Here is a 19,164-nt window from a genome sequence, read left to right as displayed (position 1 = left end):
TTTTTATTTAAAAAATTATATCCATATTGAAATTTCAACCTTTAGCAATATAAAAACAATTGGCATTCATATTGCAACTTAACTAAAGGTGTACAAACAAATTTTAATACGGGAGGTATCACATGAAACAAGCATTAGAGGGATTAAAGATTCTAGATATGACAAGAGTTCTTGCAGGTCCCTATTGCACAATGGTCTTAGCCGACCTTGGCGCAGATGTCATTAAAATCGAAGCACCAAAAAAAGGGGATGATTCCAGACAGTTTGGGCCATATGTCAATGGAGAAAGCGCTTATTTCATGAGCATTAACAGAAATAAACGCAGTATGACCTTAGATCTTAAAAATCCAGAAGCAAAAACTATTTTTTTTGAACTTATTAAAAATGTGGATATTGTTGTAGAAAATTTTAGGCCTGGCACTATGGAAAAATTGGGCTTTGGCTACGATGTATTAAAAGAGGTTAATCCAAGATTGATTTACGCGGCAAGTTCTGGTTTTGGTCATACAGGCCCCTATAGCAAACGTCCTGCTTATGATGGCGTTGTTCAAGCTATGGGAGGCATTATGAGTATTACTGGTCAACTCGGCGGTAAACCAACGCGAGTGGGCCCTTCTGTGGGGGATATCACAGCAGGACTCTTTACCGCAATTGGCATCTTAGCGGCTGTAAACCATTTAAAGGATACGGGAGAAGGCCAAAAAATTGATGTGTCTATGTTGGACTGCCAAGTCGCAATCCTTGAAAATGCACTTGCACGCTATTTTGCAACAGGCATTTCTCCTAAACCTGCTGGCAATAAACATGCTTCAATTGTGCCATTTGAACCATTTGAAACCTCTGATGGCGAAATTATGATTGCTGCAGGTAATGATAATCTCTGGAAAAAATTCTGTATTGAGATTGGGCAAGAAGCACTTGCAGATGATGAAAAGTTTGCAACCAATCCTCAGAGAAATGCTCATTACGATGAATTGAAAACGATTCTTTCAGAAATCTTAAAGACGAAATCAACAGCAGATTGGTATGCGAACCTCACTAAAGCGGGTGTCCCATGTGGTCCTATCAACAATATCGAAATGGTGACTAAAGATGAGCAAGTTATCCAAAGAGAAATGGTTGTGGAAGTAGAGCATAGCGTCGCTGGAACAACACACATTCCAGGCGTGCCAATTAAAATGAGTAAGACACCAGGTTCTATTAAAAAAGCGGCTCCTATTTTAGGCGAGGACACTTATGAAATCTTAAAAGAACTTCTAAATTATTCTGATGAAAAAATAGATCAATTAAAAATGAATCAAGTATTTTAATGGGAGGTATAATATGGAGATTTATGGTTTGGGCATCGTCGCATTTTGTATGTATGTAGGCTCTTTTATAGGGTATTTTATCGGTAAGACACTCGGTATTTCGGGAAATGTTGGCGGCGTTGGTTTTGCAATGCTAATCTTGATTTTATTGAGCAATTATGTTGAAAAAAATGGCGGTTGGTCTGAAAGAACAAAAAATGGCATTTACTTATTAAGTGCTCTTTATATTCCTATTGTTGTTGCCATGGCGGGCATTCAAAATGTAGTTGCCGCTTTTAGTGGTGGCTCCATTGCTTTTGTCGCTGGCGGTGTTGCTACAATAGGTTCTATGTTCTTAGTACCTGTAATTGGAAAATTGGGCTCAGAGAAAACAGAAAAATAGGGAGGTGCTTTTATGATTTCAGAAATAATTTCAACGCTGTTTACAAAATATCCTTTAGTCGGCGCTTTTGGAGCCGTCGCACTTATTATGTTGGTTTCTTATTGGTTTGCTAATGTCATTGGGCAAAAGAGAATGGGCTCTGCTATAGCCATTGTCGTTGCCCTCATATTGGCTTTTATTGCAGGTAAGTTTACTGGAGGATCGAAAGGCATTTCAGATATCACATATTTTTCAGGATTTGCGCTACTTGGAGGCTCTATGTTTAGAGACTTTGCCATTATCTCCACTGCTTTTGGCGCCAAACTTGAAAATCTAAAAAAGGCAGGCCTGCCTGGAAGCGTTGCACTCTTATTAGGTGTTGTATTCTCATTTATTGTGGGCTCATTAATCGCATATGCAATGGGATATCATGATCCTGTTGACGTGGCAACAATTGGTGCTGGAACCGTTACTTTCATTGTTGGTCCTGTAACCGGAACTGCTCTTGGAGCAAGTTCAGAAATCATTGCACTTTCAATTGCTGCAGGCGTGGTGAAGTCCGTTCTTACAATGATCATCACACCTTTCATCGCAAAAGCGATTAAGCTCGACAATCCAACAACAGCTATGGTCTACGGCGGTCTAATCGGAACAACAAGTGGTGTTGCCGGGGGGCTAGCTGCAACTGATCCTAAATTGGTGCCTTATGGTGCTATGACTGCAACGTTTTATACTGGCCTAGGTAGCTTATTATGCCCATCCATAGGCTATATGTTCTTAAAACTTTTCCTATAAAAGGGAATTGATTAACTAAAAGTATATAAATACATTATAACGTATATAAATTTATTATTTTCTATATAAAATGATATTATATTCTATATAAATATGTTATATTCTATATGAATATGTTATATTGTATATAAATATGTTATACTGCACACACCTAGAGAATGGTACAATGCATATATAGTGATTGATTCTTATGAGTCAATCATTATTTTATGCTTTAACAAAGATAAAAGGAGGGATTCATTTGAGCGAGAAACTAGAATTGCTTAAAAAGAACAAAGAAAAATTAATAGCTGGCGGGGGAGCAAAATCCATTCAAAAACAGCATGACAAAGGTAAACTCACTGCAAGAGAACGTATCCATTTGCTTTTTGATGAAGGTTCATTTGTAGAAATGGATGCATTTGTTAAGCATCGATGTACTAACTTTGGCATGGAAAAAACAGATGCACCCACAGAAGGCGTTATTACAGGATACGGTAAAGTAGATGGTAGATTAGTTTATGCTTATTCACAAGATTTCACCATTATCGGAGGATCACTTGGAGAAATGCATGCCGCAAAGATTTGCAAAGCTATGGATGGCGCTTTAAAAGTTGGTGCACCAATAGTTGGTATCAATGATTCCGGTGGTGCGAGAATTCAAGAAGGTATTGATGCGCTTAAAGGCTATGGCGATATCTTTTTCAGGAATACCCTTGCTTCTGGTGTTATTCCTCAAATCACAGCGATTATGGGCCCATGTGCTGGCGGCGCTGTCTATTCACCTGCGATTACGGACTTCGTTTTCATGGTAAATAAGACATCTCAAATGTTTATCACTGGCCCACAAGTTATCAAAACGGTTACTGGGGAAGATGTCACCGCAGAAGCACTTGGCGGTGCAATGACTCATAACTCTGTAAGTGGCGTTTCTCAATTCATATCAGAAACAGATGAAGATTGTATCACTGAAATTCGAAGATTGTTGAGCTTTTTGCCATCGAACAATATGGAGTCAGCGCCTGTTTTTCAGACTGATACTGATCCAAACCAGATGGATGAACGGTTAAACAGTATCATTCCTGACAGTCCAAATAAACCATATGACATGTTCAATATTATTAAATCCTTAGTGGATCAAGAAGACTATATGGAATACTTACCACATTATGCAAAAAATATCATCACCTGTCTTGCAAGAATTAATGGGCGTTCTACAGGGATTATAGCCAACCAGCCTAGCGTTCAGGCTGGATGCCTTGATATTAATGCATCTGATAAAGCCGCACGTTTTATTAGAATGTGTGATGCCTTTAATATTCCTATACTCACTATAGAAGATACACCAGGTTTTCTACCGGGCACTGGCCAAGAATACGGTGGTATCATTAGACATGGCGCAAAAATGCTTTATGCTTATTCTGAAGCAACTGTACCACTTGTCACTCTAATCACAAGAAAAGCATACGGTGGTGCTTATATTGCCATGGGTTCAAGACATTTAGGCGCAGACCTCGTATTGGCATGGCCAACAGCAGAGATCGCAGTTATGGGACCTCAAGGTGCTGCTAACATCGTCTTCAGAGGCGAAATCAAAGAAGCCAAAGATCCTGTGGCAACAAGAGCAAGAGTGATTCAAGAATACACAGATGAATTTGCAACGCCATATAAAGCGGCAGAGAGAGGTTTTGTGGACGATGTCATCGAGCCATCGGCTTCAAGACCAAGACTTGCAGATGCATTTGATATGTTGGCATCTAAGAGAGAAACGAGACCTGCTAAAAAACATGGCAATATTCCTTTATAATCATTTTGTGATTATATAATTATAAAGAGGTGAAAAGATGCAAATTTTAGAAAATTTTAAGCATGCTGAAACCTTCGCTCAAATGACGTTAGGCGATAAAATGATGGCAACACTATACGTTATTTTGCTTGGCATGGGGATTACGTTCATTGCACTTATTTTGATATGGGCCTTAACAGCGCTGATGTCGAGAATAATAAGAGCAGTTGAAGGGGGCTCTAAGCCAGCAGTAACAGAGGCAGTTGCTCCAAAAGCACCAGCTCAAACGACTGTGAACGAAGAAGAAGACGAAGCGTTAATTGCTGTGATCACAGCAGCCATTGCAGCATCGCTCAATACCTCAATGCACAACATCATTGTGACCAATATCACACGTATCAATGATGAAACGCCCGTATGGGGACGTGCAGGTAGAAGTGATGTTATGAATTCAAGATTTTAACAGCTCAATAGAAGCGTTAATTAATAATTAATGGAGGAATCTTATTTATGAAAAAGTTTAATATCACCGTGAACGGGAAAACATATGAAGTAGATGTGGAAGAAATAGGTGGCGTGAGCACACCATCACCAAGACCAGTACAGAGAGCTTCTGCACCAGCAGCAACACCTGCTCCAAAGGCAGCCCCAGCACCAAAAGCGGCTCCAGCGGCAGCACCAGCGGGTGCAACGGGTGGCGAAACAATCACTGCACCAATGCCAGGCACAGTACTTGACATCAAGGTAGCAGTAGGAGATGCAGTAAATTCAGGGGATGTACTTGCAATTCTAGAAGCAATGAAAATGGAGAACGAAATCATGGCACCAAGTGCTGGAAAAGTCGTTTCAATCAATGTCAATAAAGGTGCATCAGTAAATTCAGGGGATGTATTAATTGTTATTGGATAGTATCCAAAGATAATTAATTGAAAGGAGATGCACTATGATTCAAACGATAAAAGATTTTTATATGAGTACAGGCTTTAGTGCAATCACTTGGGGTCAAGTCGGTATGATCTTAGTATCTTTTTTATTGCTTTACTTGGCAATTAAGAAAGGATTCGAACCATTATTACTTGTACCTATTGCATTTGGTATGTTTTTGACTAATCTACCACTTGCAGGGTTGATGGCACCACCGGTTGGACATGATCAACCAGGGGGATTGCTTTACTACTTGTATCAAGGGGACCACTTGGGGATCTTTCCACCGCTGATCTTCTTAGGCGTAGGCGGGATGACAGACTTTGGACCGCTAATTGCAAATCCAAAATCATTACTACTTGGTGCGGCAGCACAATTCGGTATATTTGTCACCTTTTTAGGTGCCATTGCTTCAGGATTGTTTACACCACCTGAAGCGGCATCCATAGGGATTATAGGTGGGGCAGATGGTCCAACCGCGATTTTCTTGTCCTCAAAATTAGCACCACATTTGATGGGATCCATCGCGGTGGCAGCATATTCTTATATGGCACTTGTGCCTGTTATTCAGCCGCCAATCATGAAGTTCTTCACCACAAAGGAAGAGCGTATGATCAAAATGAAACAGCTTAGAACCGTATCGAGACTTGAAAAGTTACTTTTCCCAATTCTTGTAACGCTGATTGTTTCAATGATCGTACCACCGGCAGCTGCACTGATTGGGATGCTCATGTTAGGGAACTTATTCAAGGAATCCGGTGTTGTAGCACGTCTATCTGAGACATCACAAAATGCCATGATGAATATAGTAACGATATTCCTCGGTGTAACTGTAGGGGCAACAGCAACTGCAGAGGCATTCTTAAATTTACAGACACTTGCAATTGTATGTCTTGGGGTTGTTGCATTTGGTATTGGAACATCCGCAGGTGTAATCCTTGCAAAGATTATGAATAAATTTACAAAAGATCCTGTAAATCCACTGATTGGCTCTGCCGGGGTATCTGCGGTACCAATGGCAGCAAGGGTATCACAAGTGGTTGGACAGAAAGAGAACCCAAGCAACTTCCTGCTCATGCATGCAATGGGCCCAAATGTTGCTGGTGTAATAGGTTCCGCAGTATCTGCTGGAGTACTATTATCCCTTTTCTCTGGATTTTAAAAATAGCCGTTTAAAAGCATATTAGAACCCAACAAATCTGAATCATACAGGGATTGTAAATATTTTGTAGTCATTATTGACATGAAAATATTTACAGTCCCTGTATTCAAATTTATTGGGTTTTTTCTTTTTTAGTTACGGATCAATCATAACCATATACTTGTTTTTCAAGCATTTTCTTCATTTTTTTCACTATGAGTATCTTTATTATGAACCCCTTTGTTGTTTATACTATCATTATTTACTGTGTCCACACTTACAGCACTCATTTTAGTTGCATCATCTTCGGTTACATCATCGTTCTTTTCTGATGTACTATTTTTCTTCTGTGTTGCATTTCTAGATTTTTCAACTAACTTATCGACATCTTTATGGCCCTGAGCAATCTTCGATGTTGTCTTATCGATATTCTCTTCCAATTTAGAGAGTTGACTTTCTTTAAGTTCAGACGACATACCACGACTGCGATCTGTTGATATTTGATTTTTTAAAATCTTTGCTTGACCAATCATCTCTTTTTTGATGGCATTCAATGTTTTCGTCTGTGAAAATGAAGCATCAGCAAGAATAAGATTTTGCAATGTCGCATATTTATCCGTTTCCAAAGATGCATTACTTTGGTTCTGAGTCATAACCTTTTCATCGGTCTTAGTCACTTGATTTTGACTTTCATTTGTCTTCATTTTACTTCTTACTATTTCATTTTGTCTTGCTATGAGCTTTTGATTTAAAGCATCCATTTCCTCCTGTAATGCCTTTTGCTTTTCAATTTTTTCCTCTGGATTCATCCTCTTATTTTCTATTAAACTTTGCATCCTTTTCTTAACATTTTCTATTTGGTTTTGAATGGCCTTAAGTTGTGAATCTTGTGCGTTTTGGGCAGGACTATATGTTTTCTCACTCAACTGAATATTATTTGCTATTTTCAATGAATTCACCATCCTTTCTTTTATCCGTTTGTTTCAACAAATTCCATCAGAATGCATTTTGGTTAAATAGCATATTTTCTATTAAACGCCATATTATAATACTTTTGCTCACATGTATTTCTCAACGGATAAACTATAACAACATTTGAGCCATCATTCGACGTCTCAAAGCGATTTTCGCTGACGCTGTTTGAGGTTGAACATCCCTCAGCACAGCTTTCGGCTCAAATCTTGTTGCATTAACAACATTTGAGCCATCTCCCGATGTCTCAAAGCGATTTTCGCTGACGCTGTTTGAGGTTGAACATCCCTCAGCACAGCTTTCGGCTCAAATCTTGTTGTTTTAATAACGATCAAGCCTTCTTTTGAAGGGCTTTAATTTTTTCATCTAAAATTTCTTGATAACTTTTTTGGTAACTCATGTTGTGACTAGAAGTACTTTCATTGACCATCATTTCATATTCATTATTCAAAACTTGATTCTGTCTCACAACGATTTTTTGGCTTATAACATCTAATTTATGTTGCAATACTTTTTGCTCTGCATCTTTTTCTTTTCGGGTTAAATTTTTATTGAGCACTAAATTTTGCATTTGCCTTCTAACTTTTTCCACTTTACCTTGAAGTGCTGCAACTTGAGAATCTTGTACTTTCTGAACAGGGTTGATGACTTTTTTAATTGCCTGAGTTGCATTACTTGTTTTCATTGGATCTATTCCTTTCATATGTAGGGTAGTGTTATAACAATGTAGGGTAGAGCTATACTAATAATCCACACCATTTTCATAAAAATGTGGTCTTCAAACATATTGATTTCTATTGGATGATGTCTGTCAACTGCATGTGTTTATACTATTGTGTCTCTCATCAATCTATATTTGCATATCCAATACCGACTGTCCATTATCATTTTCTGATTTTTTCCATTGTGCACCTTTCTCTTTAACTTTAGATGTTTCTTTTTGCTCTGGATTACCAGTGTCTGAATCTTCTTTTTGCTCTATGTCCAATTCACTTTTTTGAGTCGTCTTTGTGACCATTTTCTTTGATTTTTCGTTAGATTCTTGAATGTTAGAATAGCTTTTATTACTCATGTCATCCATTTTCTTGATTTTTTCATTCAATTTGTAGACGGCTTCTAACTTTCGCTCAATGGGCATAGAATATCTTTTATTTAACCTTATTTCTGACTTTATAATATCAGATTGATTTTGCATATCTTTTTTTATCGCATTTACTGCTTTGATTTCTGCCAATGAAGCTTCTACACCAATAAGATTATGAACTGCTTTTAATGGATTCATCTCTAAATTGTTTTCTGGTAGAGGTTCAGTCGCCTTACTATGGTTTGATTCCGTCTTGTTCATATTTTTTTGCTTTTCCATTTTTTCTTTAACAATTTCCTTTTGTCGATTAGAGAACTGCCATTTCAAATCCTGAAATTCCATACGCAATTCTTTCATCATTTTTTCCTTCTCTTTAAGGGATATGTTCTTATTTTCAGATAAGCGTTTCATTTCTTCTTGAACATTTTCCATTTGCTTTTGTATGGATTTTAATCTTGGATCTTGTTCACTTGCCTTAACTGATCCACTTGCTGGTTCATGTGGTTGAGTCGTACGATCTACCTTCATGATCAGATGCTCCTTTCTTCAAATTTATTTTTATTATATTGGCGCTCTAAAATATATATCGAAATATATTTTAAATAGTTTAGCAAATTTCACTTTTTTTTTAAATATCAAGGATTTTAATGCCTTCACCTTACGTAAATCTAAAATTAATGCTATTTAATCTTTAATAGCATCTTGACAATCTTAAAAAAAAGTCTTAGTATAGTCTAAACGAACACATCAAAACAGCGTTGACGAGGAGGAGTACATACACCCCTGAAAAGTAGAGAGAAGATGTCTGGTGAAAATCTTCATGAAGTGTGTATGGAAGTAGCCTTTGAGCTTTGAACCGAAAAGATGCGGACATGATCTGAGTAGACTTCAACGGCATTTTCCACCGTTATATGGAAAACGATATCGGACTGAAATGTACTTTATTTTGGTTTCCCGTATTGGTAGAGTGCAGATTTTTATAATCTGAATTTAGGTGGTACCACGGACGCATAAGCATCCGCCCTAAGAATAGCGAAAGTTATTCTCAGGGCGGTTTTTTTTGTGTTCGTTAAAGTCAATTCTAATAAGATCCATTAAAATTCAGGAGGTTATTTTTATGAAAAAGCACTATGAACATCAAGAAATTGAGGCCCAAATGCAGGCACTCTGGAAAGAACTCAACATTTACAAATTTGATCCAGACAGTAAAGCGCCTATATATTCCATAGATACACCACCGCCCACTGTTAGTGGCAGTCTTCATATAGGTCATATATTCTCCTATGCACAAGGGGAAATGATCGCACGATACAAGCGCATGAGAGGTTACAATATATTTTATCCCTTTGGCTTTGATGACAACGGTCTTCCAACAGAGAGGCTCGTTGAGAGGGAATCACAAATTTTAGCAAAAGATTTAACGCGCTCAGAATTTACACTAAAATGCATTGATACAACACAAAAGTATGAAAGTGAATTTAAAGCCTTGTGGCAATCCTTGGGGTTTTCTGTGGATTGGACACTACAATACGAAACCATCAACCCAACTTCCCAAAGAATATCTCAACGCTCTTTCATCGATTTATATGAAAAAGGGAAGGCGTATCACAAGGATTCACCCGTACTTTGGTGTACAGAGTGTCAAACCTCCATTGCACAGGCTGAGCTTGAATCTACTGAAAAATCAACTCTTTTTAACACGATCATTTTCAAAACAACGGAAGGTGAGGCACTAGAAATTGCCACCACAAGACCAGAACTTTTGTATGCCACCACAGCATTGTTTATTCATCCAGATGATCGTCGCCATGCTAAACACATAGGCAAAACAGCCATAGTGCCGCTCTATAACTATGAAATCCCCATTATTGCAGATGAAACTGTACAAATAGAAAAGGGCAGTGGCATCGTCATGTGTGCTACATTTGGCGATATAACGGATCTCGAATGGTATGAAAAATATGATTTACCTTATCGAAAAGTGATAATGAATGATGGCACAATTTCACCAGAAACACCTTTTATTGGCGGTTTACCACTCAAAAGAGGGCGCCAACTGATTATTACGCTGTTAAAAGAAAACGGCCTACTTACCAACAGTGATAATATCAAGCACCACGTTTCAGTTCATGAACGCTGCGGCACCCCGATTGAAATCATACCTTCAAAACAGTGGTATATCGACATTCTCACCGAAAAAGACCGATTCCTAAAGGCTGCAGATCAAATCAACTGGTATCCAGCCCATATGAAAAAACGCTATTTAAACTGGGTTGAAAACTTAAAATGGGATTGGTGTATCTCCAGACAGAGATACTTTGGCGTACCATTTCCGGTTTGGTATTGCGAAGCATGTGGTGAGCCGAAACTTGCAGATGAAAGTCAACTGCCTGTAAATCCACTTGAATCTAATCCAATATCACCATGTACTTGTGGCTGTAACACTTTCATACCCGAAACGGCTGTACTGGATACATGGGCAACTTCATCCGTAACACCACAAATTAATGCGCTTTGGGGCGAAAAGAGCAAGCGTATAAGACCAGATCAAACAAGTGCAGAGCTTACACTTCAAAGAGACCCTCTTATGCCCATGAGCATGCGCACACAGGCACATGAAATCATCAGAACTTGGGCATTTTATACCATCGTTAAAAGTCTCTATCATACAGGGGAAATACCATGGAAAGACATCATGATCTGTGGCTTTGTACTTGCGAAAAAAGGGGAGAAGATCAGTAAATCCAAGAACAATGCCACTTTATCACCTCAAGCACTCATCCAGACACATTCTGCTGATGTTATCAGATATTGGGCGGCTACAGCCAAACTTGGAACGGATACCTTTTTCTCTGAAGATGAGCTGGGAAGTGCAAAACGGTTTATCAACAAACTCTGGAACGCTTCTAAGTTTTCTATATCTCATTTAGGTGACTTTTCACTCGAAAATGAAATGAAACTTCTGCCAGTTGATAAATGGATCATAGAACGCTGTAAAGAAACCATGCTTTTAGCACAAAAGCACTTAGATCAGTATGAACTTGGTCTGGCTCGACATGAAATTGATCTCTTGTTTTGGCGAGATTTTTGTGATTACTACCTTGAAATCGTAAAAGAGAGACTTTATAAACCCGAAAAACATGGCGTACCAGAACGTGCAGGTGCCCAATACGCACTCTATATTTCACTGCTCATGATGCTTAAACTCTATGCTATTTTTACACCACATATCACAGAGTATATTTATCAAATTTTTTATAAAGATAGAGAGCAATTTGAGGCACTACATCAAATGAAATGGTGTGAAATCACGCTTCTAAAAGATAAATATTTAATTTTTGGCGATACTCTAAAGACAGCAATTGCTGAGGTGAGAAGGTATAAATCTGAAAATGCACTCTCTATGAAATCTGAAATTGATGAAGTAATTATCGGAAGTCCATCAGAGATTCAAGACCTTTTCTTTGAAAGTAAAATGGACATTATTGCATGCTGTAATACCAAGCGGTTAATCGTTAATAGCAGACCTATCACTTTGTAAATGAACCATTATTTTTAAGTAAGGCATTGTTTTTAAAAAAAATCAATGCTATAATAACTGCAAATAAATAATATGATGCTTATCTTTGTCCCCGGGCAAGGATGATAAAAGCACCAATTCTCATTCCGTTAGGGCCTATTTTTAGGAGGGATGAGCGTTGGTGCTTTTTCATTATTAAAAAAACAACGGAGGTAAATAGCATGGTTGAAATCAAAGTATTAAGCAAAGAGGCTGTTTCTAAAATTCTTAAAATGGATCAAGTCATTCACGTAGTTGAATCCGTTTACAAAGCAAAAAGTGAAGGGTTAACAGATGTTTGGCCTACTGTATTTTATGATTTTGAAACAAATAAAGCCGATCTGGACATCAAGTCTGGTTATTTAAAAAACAAACAGATCTTTGGACATAAAACCGTTACTTGGTTTGGTGCAAACGTAGAAAAAAATCTACCCACTCTATTTGGATTGATTGCCGTATATAGTGCTGAAACGGGGATTCCAATTGGTATTACAGATGCTTTTTATATAACCAGTATGAGGACTGGAGCAGCAGGCGCTTTAGGTGCTCTGTATTTAGCGAGAAATCATTCAGAAAATTTGTTAATTGTGGGCGCTGGTAACCAATCCATTTTTCAAATTGCTGCAATGTTAACGGTACTGCCTCATCTAAAAAAAATTCAGGTCACGGCTCTCGACATAGCAGAATCTGAAAAATTTGTTTCAAGTATTCAAAAGAGACTTCAATATGAATTTGATATTTGTTCAAAGGATGTTATTTTCAAAGCGACCGACCAACTTGAGTCTGCCGTTAAAGAGAGCGACATTATCATTACTGTGACCCCCTCAAGAACCCCCATCATAAAAAAAGAATGGATTCAAAAAGGCACTCATATTTCATGCATTGGTGCAGATATGAAGGGCAAACAAGAAATTGATTCTGATATTATGGCATCAGCTATTATCTTTGTTGACGATAAAATGCATTGTTTAGAAGTGGGGGAAATAGAAATACCGCTTAAACAAGGTATCATAACTGAGTCAAATATAGTTGGTGAACTCGGTGATTTGATACTGAATAAAGTCATAGGGCGAACTAGCGATGATCAAATAACGATATTTGATGCAACAGGAATGGCTCTATTGGATATTGCCACAGCAGAACTGGCACTTCAACTGTCAGAAGTAAATCATGTGGGTTTAAAATCAAAATTATAAAAAGGGGGACTTCTATCATGTCAAATTTCAATTTGAAAGATGTATCTGAAGCACATGAACGTGTTAAACACTTTATTCGTAAAACGCCACTAGAGGCATCTTACTTTCTTGGCAATGAAAACACCAATTATTACTTTAAACTAGAATCTTTTCAAAAGGTAAAAAGCTTTAAAATTCGTGGTGCATTAAATAAAATGTTAACCTTGACAGAAGTAGAAAAAAATCGTGGTGTTGCAACAGTCTCATCAGGTAACCACGGAAGTGCTGTTAGCTATGCAGCCTCACTTTTAGGTATCAAAAATGTTAAAATTATCATCCCTCAAAACACCCCACAGAGTAAAATAGATAAGATTAAGTACTTTGGTGGCGAAACGATTTTACTTGGCAAAGATTACGATGAAGCACATGCACTTGGTATGAAATACATTGAAAAATCAGGTTTGACCTTTATTGATGCGTACTATAGCGATCCATTGATTTATGCGGGGCAAGGGACTATTGCCATTGAAATTCTAGAGCAAAATAATGAAATTGACACCATTATAGTGCCAATAGGTGGCGGTGGTCTTATCACGGGCATTGCTGTGGCAGCAAAAACATTAAAACCAGAGATTCGAATTATTGGTGTACAGACCGAAGCCTGTCCTGCAATGATCGCCGCCTATAGAGATCGTATTTTCTATGAAGCATATCCCTCTAAAGAATCCATTTGTGATGCTGTGATTGGTGGTATTGGTAAATTGAGTTTTGAACTTGCAAAAGAGTATGTAGATGAATTTTTAACCGTTTCAGAGGTTTCTATTGCAAAGGCCGTCAGCTTTATGGCAAAAGAAGAAAAATATATCGTTGAAGCAGGCAGTTGTATGACTGTAGCAGCCATTATGGACTATAAAGAACAAATTGGCGGAAAAAATGTTGCTCTTGTTTTATCTGGTGGCAACATTGATGGCAAATTATTAGCAAGTCTTCTCAATCAATACTAGTTATTTAATTTTAATAAAAATAAGTTGAATCATTAAGCGAATATGATACTACAGAAATTTATATCCAGTGGCAATCAATGCGATTAGCAGTGGCACCATCAATGTTAAAAGTATCGTCACACATGAATTTGAATTCGATAAAATCAGCGAAGCTTTCGACTTTGTTACAGAAAATCCAACAGATTGGTACGATCAAAGTATTGAAGGTCTGATAAAACTCTTAAAGGACATCAATAAAGCTGAGGTTAAAGGCATTGGTTTTAGTGGTCAAATGCATGGACTTGTGGTTTTAGATCAAAACGACGAAGTCATAAGACCTGCCATCTTATGGAATGATCAAAGAAGCACTGTGGAAACGGATTATTTAAATCAAACCATAGGCGTAGATGCATTGACTCAATATACAGGTAACATTGCATTTCCAGGTTTTACAGCCCCTAAACTCTTATGGATGAAAACAAATGAACCCAATTTATATGCGCAAATCCATAAAGTTATGTTGCCAAAGGATTACTTGGCATATCGCTTAAGTGAGGTGTTTGCAACAGATTATGCAGATGCATCGGGAACACTATACCTTGATGTAGAAAATAAGAAATGGTCCAAAGACATGTTAAAAATCCTCGGACTGACTGAAAATCAACTACCAAAGCTCTATGAGTCTTACGAATCCATAGGTACTTTGAAATCATCTGTTGCAAAGTCACTTGGCTTATCTGATGAGGTTAAAATCATCATCGGCAGTGGGGATCAAGCATGTGCCGCTGTGGGTGGTGGCGTTGTGGCAAATGGTAAGTGTTCAATATCACTTGGAACATCAGGCGTGGTTTTTATCAACTCTGAAACCTTTCAAAAAGACCCCAATAACGGTCTTCATGCATTCTGTCATGCCAATGGTAAATATCATCTTATGGGCTGTATGCTCTCAGCAGCAGGTGCTTTGAAATGGTGGGTGGAAGATGCGCAAGACGAAAACTTACGATGATATTCTTGCAAGCGCTTCACAGGTGTCAATAGATAACGGGCTCTACTTTCTACCTTATTTGATGGGTGAGAGAAGTCCACATAACGATGCAGACGCAAGGGGCGTATTCTGGGGTCTTAACATGACACATGATCAAGCTGCCATGAGCAGAGCGGTTCTTGAAGGCGTTGCTTTTGGCCTTAGAGATTCGTTCGAAATTTTCAGTGCACTTGGACAACCTGTAGAAGAAATACGCATCAATGGCGGCGGTGCACAAAACGAGTTTTGGTGTCAAATGATCGCTGATATGCTCAATACAAAAGTGGTCAAGCTTGAAACAGATGCAGGACCTGCTTACGGTGCAGCGATACTTGCCGCAGTGGGAAATGCCGTTTATGATTCTGTGGAAAATGCTTGTGATGCGCTCATTGCAACAAGTATTTCATATGAGCCAAATGCAAATAGCGTATGCCTCTATGACGAAAAGTACAAGCAGTTTGCAAAATTATATCCTGGCTTAAAATCACTTTTTAAAGAGGTCAAGTAGCCTCAATTGAAATAGAATTTCCCGTGAACACCTCTGTTTAAGTCTCCTCCTTGAGCAGAGGTGATTTATATAATGGGAAAAATAATGTGATTTAAGAGGTGCCTGTATTGCAAATTCCTATTTTATACTATATAATGTGATAGAGTAAATCAGACAATCGCATGCTTTGGCATGAGGAAAGTCCGAGCTCCATAGAGCAGGGTGCTGGGTAATCCCCAGTGGAGGCAACTCCAAGGAAAGTGCAACAGAAATAGACCGCCTCTTTTAGGAGAGGTAAGGATGGAAAGGCGAGGTAAGAGCTCACCAGCGCATAGGCGACTATGTGGCTCTGTAAACCCCATCTGGAGCAAGACCAAGTTAGGGTATAAAAAGGATGCTGCTCGTATCCCCCAGTGGTAGGTCGCTTGAACGTATTGGTAACAATACGTCTAGATAGATGATTGTCTAATACAGAACTCGGCTTATAGATTTACTCAACCAGTTGAAAACACTAGCTTTAAAAGCTAGTGTTTTTGTTTTTTTGCAGTCTTTTTACCATAATTTAACGATCTAGTTTTTGTGTCTTTAATGTGTACTTGTGTCAGCAATGTGTATAGCAGATTAAAGATGAATTAGAAATTTGAAGATTTGTTTACAATTGATCTATCAAATGGTAGCATATGTATATGATTTGTACAGATCAAATAATGCCTCAAATCAGCATCTGAGTTTTTCATCATTCCATCATACTTGAGGCGATTTTAAATCACTCGTAATTTGACACAACATTACTCAAACGTTTATAAAAGGAGACAAAATATGACTAAATTATTACGCAAAAAAATATCAATGCTTTTAATGTGTTCACTTATTTTAGTGTTTAGTGTGGCACCTACATTTGCAGATACAGCTGATACTATAGTTGTAGTGGAGGATAGTTTTACAGATACGGGTTCGCTCGGATTAGGTGAATATATAAACTACAATTTAAATTTTGAATCTAAAGGTACATACAGAGTTACAGTATGGTCAAGTGCCAGTACCGCTGCTATACTATCTGATTTGACCGACAGTTCTTTTTCTGAATTAAATGAATTTGATGAAAATACAACAAATTCATTTGATATAGTTGTTTCTGCAGATAAACTGAACAGTTATGAGTTATTCTATATATGCCTTGGTCGTTCACTTGATCCAAATAAACCTCTAGTCACGCATGACGATTATACCATCACAATCGAAAAAATAGAATAAGATCTGACTATGATTCCATGATAAAGCACTCTAGCGCTAGAGTGCTTTATTTTTTGTAAAAAGAAAACCACCGGTTCTACTAGTGGTTCCAAAGAGCTTTAGCTTTGAGTCAAAAATACCTCCTTCTGATAAAATAATAATGGTTCGCCATCATTTAACGATCTAATTTTTGTGTCATTAATGTGTATAGCAGATTAAAGATGAATTAGAAATTTGAAGATTTGTTTACAATTGATCCGTTAAATGGTAGCATATGTATATGATTTGTACAGATCAAATAAAACCTCAAATCAGCACCTGAGTTTTTAATCATTCCATCATATTTGAGGCGATTTTAAATCACTCGTAATTCAACTATTAATATTTTTAAAAGGAGATAAAATATGACTAAATTACTTCATAAAAAAATATCAATGCTTTTAATCTGTTCACTTATTTTAGTGTTTAGTATGGCACCTACATTTGCAGATACACTTGATAACATATGGATCGTGGGAGATACATTTACTCAAAATAATACATTGCAATCAGGGCAGGCTATATCCTATACTCTAAATTTCAAAACTGAAGGTACATACAGAGTTACAGTCTCAGCTAGTGGGCATATTTTCACAATATTTTGTGATCCGTCAGACTCTTCCATGTATTATCCCATTGAAACGCTCCCTAATACGACAAGTTCATTTGATGTAGAAATAAGTGATGACACTTTAAAAGAATATATAGTGACTTGCCTATGCGTTGACTCATCAACAGATCCTACAGACTTAAACTTGACAATCGAAAAAATAGAGTAAGATTTGACTATGATTCCATGATAAAGCACTCTAGCGCTAGAGTGCTTTATTTTTTAAATAAAAACGTGAATGCAAATTCCACTACATTTCTCCTACATCATAGAATTAAAGATTCGCTCGAATCGCCTTAGCTATAATTTCGGAAAGCGCCTCCGGTGTTTTAGGTGTGTCTTCTTCCAACCAGAGTACAAGCATATTCCAAAACCCACCTGCACTATAAGCCAGTGCATATCTAGTACTTTCCACATCTCCAAATTCATAACGTTGCGTCTTAAAATAGTCATAAATCAAGGGGAGTTGTTTATTCATGGACAATAGTACGAGAAATAATAAATTATGCTTGTGAAGTAATCTCAACATATCAATATGTTGTGCCCAAAAAGTAAAAAGCACTTTTGAAATTGTAGGCAGTTTCAAATCATCAGCCTCCATAAGCATCTGCACATATTGGTCACTTATTGCCTCAAAGTGATAATTAAGAATGTCTTCTTTCTGTGTGAAATGTCTATAAAATGTACGCCTTGATAGTACCGCCTCGTCCGTAATTTCTTGTATTGTAATGAGATGGAATTCTTCTTTTTCCATAAGTTTGAGTAGGGCAGAAACCAACATTTGTTTGGACCGCCTTGCAGACGGATTTTCTTTAGAATGATTTTGCATCTTTAATTCACTCCTTTATCGTAATATCTCATTTCATATTTTAGTTGACTCATTTTATAATTTTATGGTGTCACACTCATGCCAATTTGTAGCACTTTCACTGGATGCATTGACCATTGGGGTAATTTCATTATACTAAATAATATAAAGTGTCTCAAATGAGACACTAAATGCTATGATACAAAAGGAGGTCTTTATGACTATAGAAACACTTATTTGGATGTTACCTCTCATTTTCATTGTTCATGACTTTGAGGAAATCATTTTGATCAAAACATGGAAAAACAAAAATCAAGATTTATTTCTTGCACCCACAGGTTTTAAACCCTATGACCATTTTAAGTCACAGGAAAAATTCTCTATGGCTGTTCTAGAAGAATTGATTTTGTTTATAGGCGTTGCATTTTACACGGTTATAAGTCAAAACTACCTTGTGTGGATTGGCACTTTCTTCGCTGTGACCTTCCATTATATCCCACATTTTATCTTTTGCTTTCATGTCAAAAGATTTGTGCCAGGTGCTTTCACAGCACTGTTAGCGCTTCCAGTTAGTATTTGGATTTTAATAGCAGTGATCCAACGAACACATTACAATGCATTTGAGCTTGTTGCATCTTGCATTATATGTTTATTGGTATTTATGCTCAATTTAAAAGGGATTCAACACGTAATGAGCCAATAAAGCCTGTTTTAAAAGAGTTTCTGAACGCTTTTAAAACGCTCTTAAAATACTTTTAAAGATGTTTTCACAATTGCCGCTCAAATTTAATGTATCTTATTTGATATCTATGCATTCTTTTGGTATAATTCTTGTGCAACAAAGCAATTATACAACTAATCTAATTTTCCCATGAGGATTATTTAAAAGAGAGG

19 protein-coding genes, 1 other RNA gene and 1 other annotated feature are annotated in these 19,164 nt (G+C 37.4%); of the genes, 16 read left to right on the top strand and 4 right to left on the bottom strand.

Annotated elements, in window-relative coordinates:
* Positions 1 to 122: 122 nt before the first annotated feature.
* The 7 genes from ISU02_RS02125 (at position 123) to ISU02_RS02095 (ending at position 6,317) form a co-directional block, all read left to right on the top strand.
* Positions 123 to 1,310: a CaiB/BaiF CoA transferase family protein gene (locus ISU02_RS02125; RefSeq protein ID WP_194700121.1), complete on the top strand. Its 1,188-nt coding sequence runs from the start codon at positions 123 to 125 to the stop codon at positions 1,308 to 1,310.
* Between the two features lie 13 nt (positions 1,311 to 1,323).
* Entirely contained in the window at positions 1,324 to 1,692 is a 369-nt protein-coding gene (gene madL, locus ISU02_RS02120; protein ID WP_194700120.1) for a malonate transporter subunit MadL, read from the top strand.
* A 12-nt stretch (positions 1,693 to 1,704) separates the two neighbouring features.
* Positions 1,705 to 2,466, top strand: coding sequence for a malonate transporter subunit MadM (gene madM / locus ISU02_RS02115; RefSeq protein ID WP_194700119.1), 762 nt, complete (start codon positions 1,705 to 1,707; stop codon positions 2,464 to 2,466).
* A gap of 235 nt (positions 2,467 to 2,701) precedes the next feature.
* Positions 2,702 to 4,252 carry an acyl-CoA carboxylase subunit beta gene (locus ISU02_RS02110; RefSeq protein WP_323985001.1) on the top strand — a complete coding sequence of 517 codons (1,551 nt, stop codon included), beginning with the start codon at positions 2,702 to 2,704 and terminating at the stop codon, positions 4,250 to 4,252.
* Positions 4,253 to 4,289: 37 nt separating this feature from the next.
* Positions 4,290 to 4,694: an OadG family protein gene (locus ISU02_RS02105; protein WP_194700117.1), complete on the top strand. Its 405-nt coding sequence runs from the start codon at positions 4,290 to 4,292 to the stop codon at positions 4,692 to 4,694.
* Positions 4,695 to 4,741: 47 nt separating this feature from the next.
* Positions 4,742 to 5,140: a biotin/lipoyl-containing protein gene (locus ISU02_RS02100; protein WP_194700116.1), complete on the top strand. Its 399-nt coding sequence runs from the start codon at positions 4,742 to 4,744 to the stop codon at positions 5,138 to 5,140.
* A 34-nt stretch (positions 5,141 to 5,174) separates the two neighbouring features.
* Positions 5,175 to 6,317 (top strand): sodium ion-translocating decarboxylase subunit beta, encoded by a 1,143-nt coding sequence (locus ISU02_RS02095; RefSeq protein WP_194700115.1) that lies wholly within the window; start codon positions 5,175 to 5,177, stop codon positions 6,315 to 6,317.
* A gap of 167 nt (positions 6,318 to 6,484) precedes the next feature.
* Here ISU02_RS02095 and ISU02_RS02090 read toward each other — a convergent pair whose 3' ends face one another.
* The 3 genes from ISU02_RS02090 to ISU02_RS02080 form a co-directional block, all read right to left on the bottom strand.
* A complete protein-coding gene (locus tag ISU02_RS02090) occupies positions 6,485 to 7,246 on the bottom strand; it encodes a hypothetical protein (protein ID WP_194700114.1) in 762 nt (253 codons plus the stop codon).
* 353 nt (positions 7,247 to 7,599) lie between these two features.
* Positions 7,600 to 7,953 carry a hypothetical protein gene (locus ISU02_RS02085; protein ID WP_194700113.1) on the bottom strand — a complete coding sequence of 118 codons (354 nt, stop codon included), beginning with the start codon at positions 7,951 to 7,953 and terminating at the stop codon, positions 7,600 to 7,602.
* A gap of 165 nt (positions 7,954 to 8,118) precedes the next feature.
* Positions 8,119 to 8,880, bottom strand: a complete 762-nt coding sequence (locus ISU02_RS02080; protein WP_194700112.1) for a FlxA-like family protein — start codon at positions 8,878 to 8,880, stop codon at positions 8,119 to 8,121.
* A gap of 221 nt (positions 8,881 to 9,101) precedes the next feature.
* Positions 9,102 to 9,381 (top strand) — a binding site (T-box leader).
* Positions 9,382 to 9,469: 88 nt separating this feature from the next.
* Here ISU02_RS02080 and ISU02_RS02075 point away from each other — a divergent pair.
* The 8 genes from ISU02_RS02075 (at position 9,470) to ISU02_RS02045 (ending at position 17,631) form a co-directional block, all read left to right on the top strand.
* Entirely contained in the window at positions 9,470 to 11,893 is a 2,424-nt protein-coding gene (locus tag ISU02_RS02075) for a valine--tRNA ligase (RefSeq protein ID WP_194700111.1), read from the top strand.
* Positions 11,894 to 12,093: 200 nt separating this feature from the next.
* Positions 12,094 to 13,107, top strand: coding sequence for an ornithine cyclodeaminase family protein (locus ISU02_RS02070; RefSeq protein ID WP_194700110.1), 1,014 nt, complete (start codon positions 12,094 to 12,096; stop codon positions 13,105 to 13,107).
* Between the two features lie 17 nt (positions 13,108 to 13,124).
* Complete coding sequence (locus ISU02_RS02065; RefSeq protein ID WP_194700109.1) at positions 13,125 to 14,090, top strand: threonine ammonia-lyase; 966 nt, start codon at positions 13,125 to 13,127, stop codon at positions 14,088 to 14,090.
* Positions 14,091 to 14,157: 67 nt separating this feature from the next.
* A complete protein-coding gene (locus tag ISU02_RS23820) occupies positions 14,158 to 15,075 on the top strand; it encodes an FGGY family carbohydrate kinase (protein ID WP_323984997.1) in 918 nt (305 codons plus the stop codon).
* Positions 15,050 to 15,601 carry an FGGY-family carbohydrate kinase gene (locus ISU02_RS23815; protein WP_228727699.1) on the top strand — a complete coding sequence of 184 codons (552 nt, stop codon included), beginning with the start codon at positions 15,050 to 15,052 and terminating at the stop codon, positions 15,599 to 15,601. The genes ISU02_RS23820 and ISU02_RS23815 overlap by 26 nt, the downstream gene beginning before the upstream one ends.
* Positions 15,602 to 15,742: 141 nt before the next feature.
* An RNA gene (gene rnpB / locus ISU02_RS02055) (RNase P RNA component class A) lies at positions 15,743 to 16,081 on the top strand.
* Between the two features lie 318 nt (positions 16,082 to 16,399).
* Positions 16,400 to 16,834, top strand: a complete 435-nt coding sequence (locus ISU02_RS02050; protein ID WP_194700108.1) for a hypothetical protein — start codon at positions 16,400 to 16,402, stop codon at positions 16,832 to 16,834.
* A gap of 383 nt (positions 16,835 to 17,217) precedes the next feature.
* The gene (locus tag ISU02_RS02045; RefSeq protein WP_194700107.1) at positions 17,218 to 17,631 is read left to right on the top strand and encodes a hypothetical protein; all 414 of its coding nucleotides are present in this window, start codon (positions 17,218 to 17,220) and stop codon (positions 17,629 to 17,631) included.
* A gap of 105 nt (positions 17,632 to 17,736) precedes the next feature.
* Here ISU02_RS02045 and ISU02_RS02040 read toward each other — a convergent pair whose 3' ends face one another.
* Positions 17,737 to 18,291: a TetR/AcrR family transcriptional regulator gene (locus ISU02_RS02040; RefSeq protein WP_194700106.1), complete on the bottom strand. Its 555-nt coding sequence runs from the start codon at positions 18,289 to 18,291 to the stop codon at positions 17,737 to 17,739.
* Positions 18,292 to 18,487: 196 nt separating this feature from the next.
* On the opposite strand from ISU02_RS02040, the gene ISU02_RS02035 reads away from it, so the two are divergent.
* Complete coding sequence (locus ISU02_RS02035; protein WP_194700105.1) at positions 18,488 to 18,973, top strand: HXXEE domain-containing protein; 486 nt, start codon at positions 18,488 to 18,490, stop codon at positions 18,971 to 18,973.
* Positions 18,974 to 19,164: the final 191 nt, after the last annotated feature.

Origin of the sequence: Fusibacter ferrireducens (assembly GCF_015352425.1) — a bacterium.
In the GTDB taxonomy this organism is placed as follows: Bacteria; Bacillota; Clostridia; order Peptostreptococcales; family Acidaminobacteraceae; genus Fusibacter_A; species Fusibacter_A ferrireducens.
Note: the sequence above shows the minus strand (reverse complement) of the source record. Positions and strands in the feature narration are given on the sequence as shown.

Excerpts from the sequence above, each read along its gene's own strand:
- ISU02_RS02075 (WP_194700111.1), top strand. The coding sequence starts at position 9,470 with ATGAAAAAGCACTATGAACATCAAGAAATTGAGGCCCAAATGCAGGCA.
- ISU02_RS02070 (WP_194700110.1), top strand. The coding sequence starts at position 12,094 with ATGGTTGAAATCAAAGTATTAAGCAAAGAGGCTGTTTCTAAAATTCTT.
- madM (WP_194700119.1), top strand. The coding sequence starts at position 1,705 with ATGATTTCAGAAATAATTTCAACGCTGTTTACAAAATATCCTTTAGTC.
- ISU02_RS02065 (WP_194700109.1), top strand. The coding sequence starts at position 13,125 with ATGTCAAATTTCAATTTGAAAGATGTATCTGAAGCACATGAACGTGTT.
- ISU02_RS02125 (WP_194700121.1), top strand. The coding sequence starts at position 123 with ATGAAACAAGCATTAGAGGGATTAAAGATTCTAGATATGACAAGAGTT.
- ISU02_RS02095 (WP_194700115.1), top strand. The coding sequence starts at position 5,175 with ATGATTCAAACGATAAAAGATTTTTATATGAGTACAGGCTTTAGTGCA.
- ISU02_RS02040 (WP_194700106.1), bottom strand. The coding sequence starts at position 18,291 with ATGCAAAATCATTCTAAAGAAAATCCGTCTGCAAGGCGGTCCAAACAA.
- ISU02_RS02100 (WP_194700116.1), top strand. The coding sequence starts at position 4,742 with ATGAAAAAGTTTAATATCACCGTGAACGGGAAAACATATGAAGTAGAT.
- ISU02_RS02105 (WP_194700117.1), top strand. The coding sequence starts at position 4,290 with ATGCAAATTTTAGAAAATTTTAAGCATGCTGAAACCTTCGCTCAAATG.
- ISU02_RS02035 (WP_194700105.1), top strand. The coding sequence starts at position 18,488 with ATGACTATAGAAACACTTATTTGGATGTTACCTCTCATTTTCATTGTT.
- madL (WP_194700120.1), top strand. The coding sequence starts at position 1,324 with ATGGAGATTTATGGTTTGGGCATCGTCGCATTTTGTATGTATGTAGGC.
- ISU02_RS02045 (WP_194700107.1), top strand. The coding sequence starts at position 17,218 with ATGACTAAATTACTTCATAAAAAAATATCAATGCTTTTAATCTGTTCA.
- ISU02_RS23815 (WP_228727699.1), top strand. The coding sequence starts at position 15,050 with ATGCGCAAGACGAAAACTTACGATGATATTCTTGCAAGCGCTTCACAG.
- ISU02_RS02085 (WP_194700113.1), bottom strand. The coding sequence starts at position 7,953 with ATGAAAACAAGTAATGCAACTCAGGCAATTAAAAAAGTCATCAACCCT.
- ISU02_RS02080 (WP_194700112.1), bottom strand. The coding sequence starts at position 8,880 with ATGAAGGTAGATCGTACGACTCAACCACATGAACCAGCAAGTGGATCA.
- ISU02_RS02050 (WP_194700108.1), top strand. The coding sequence starts at position 16,400 with ATGACTAAATTATTACGCAAAAAAATATCAATGCTTTTAATGTGTTCA.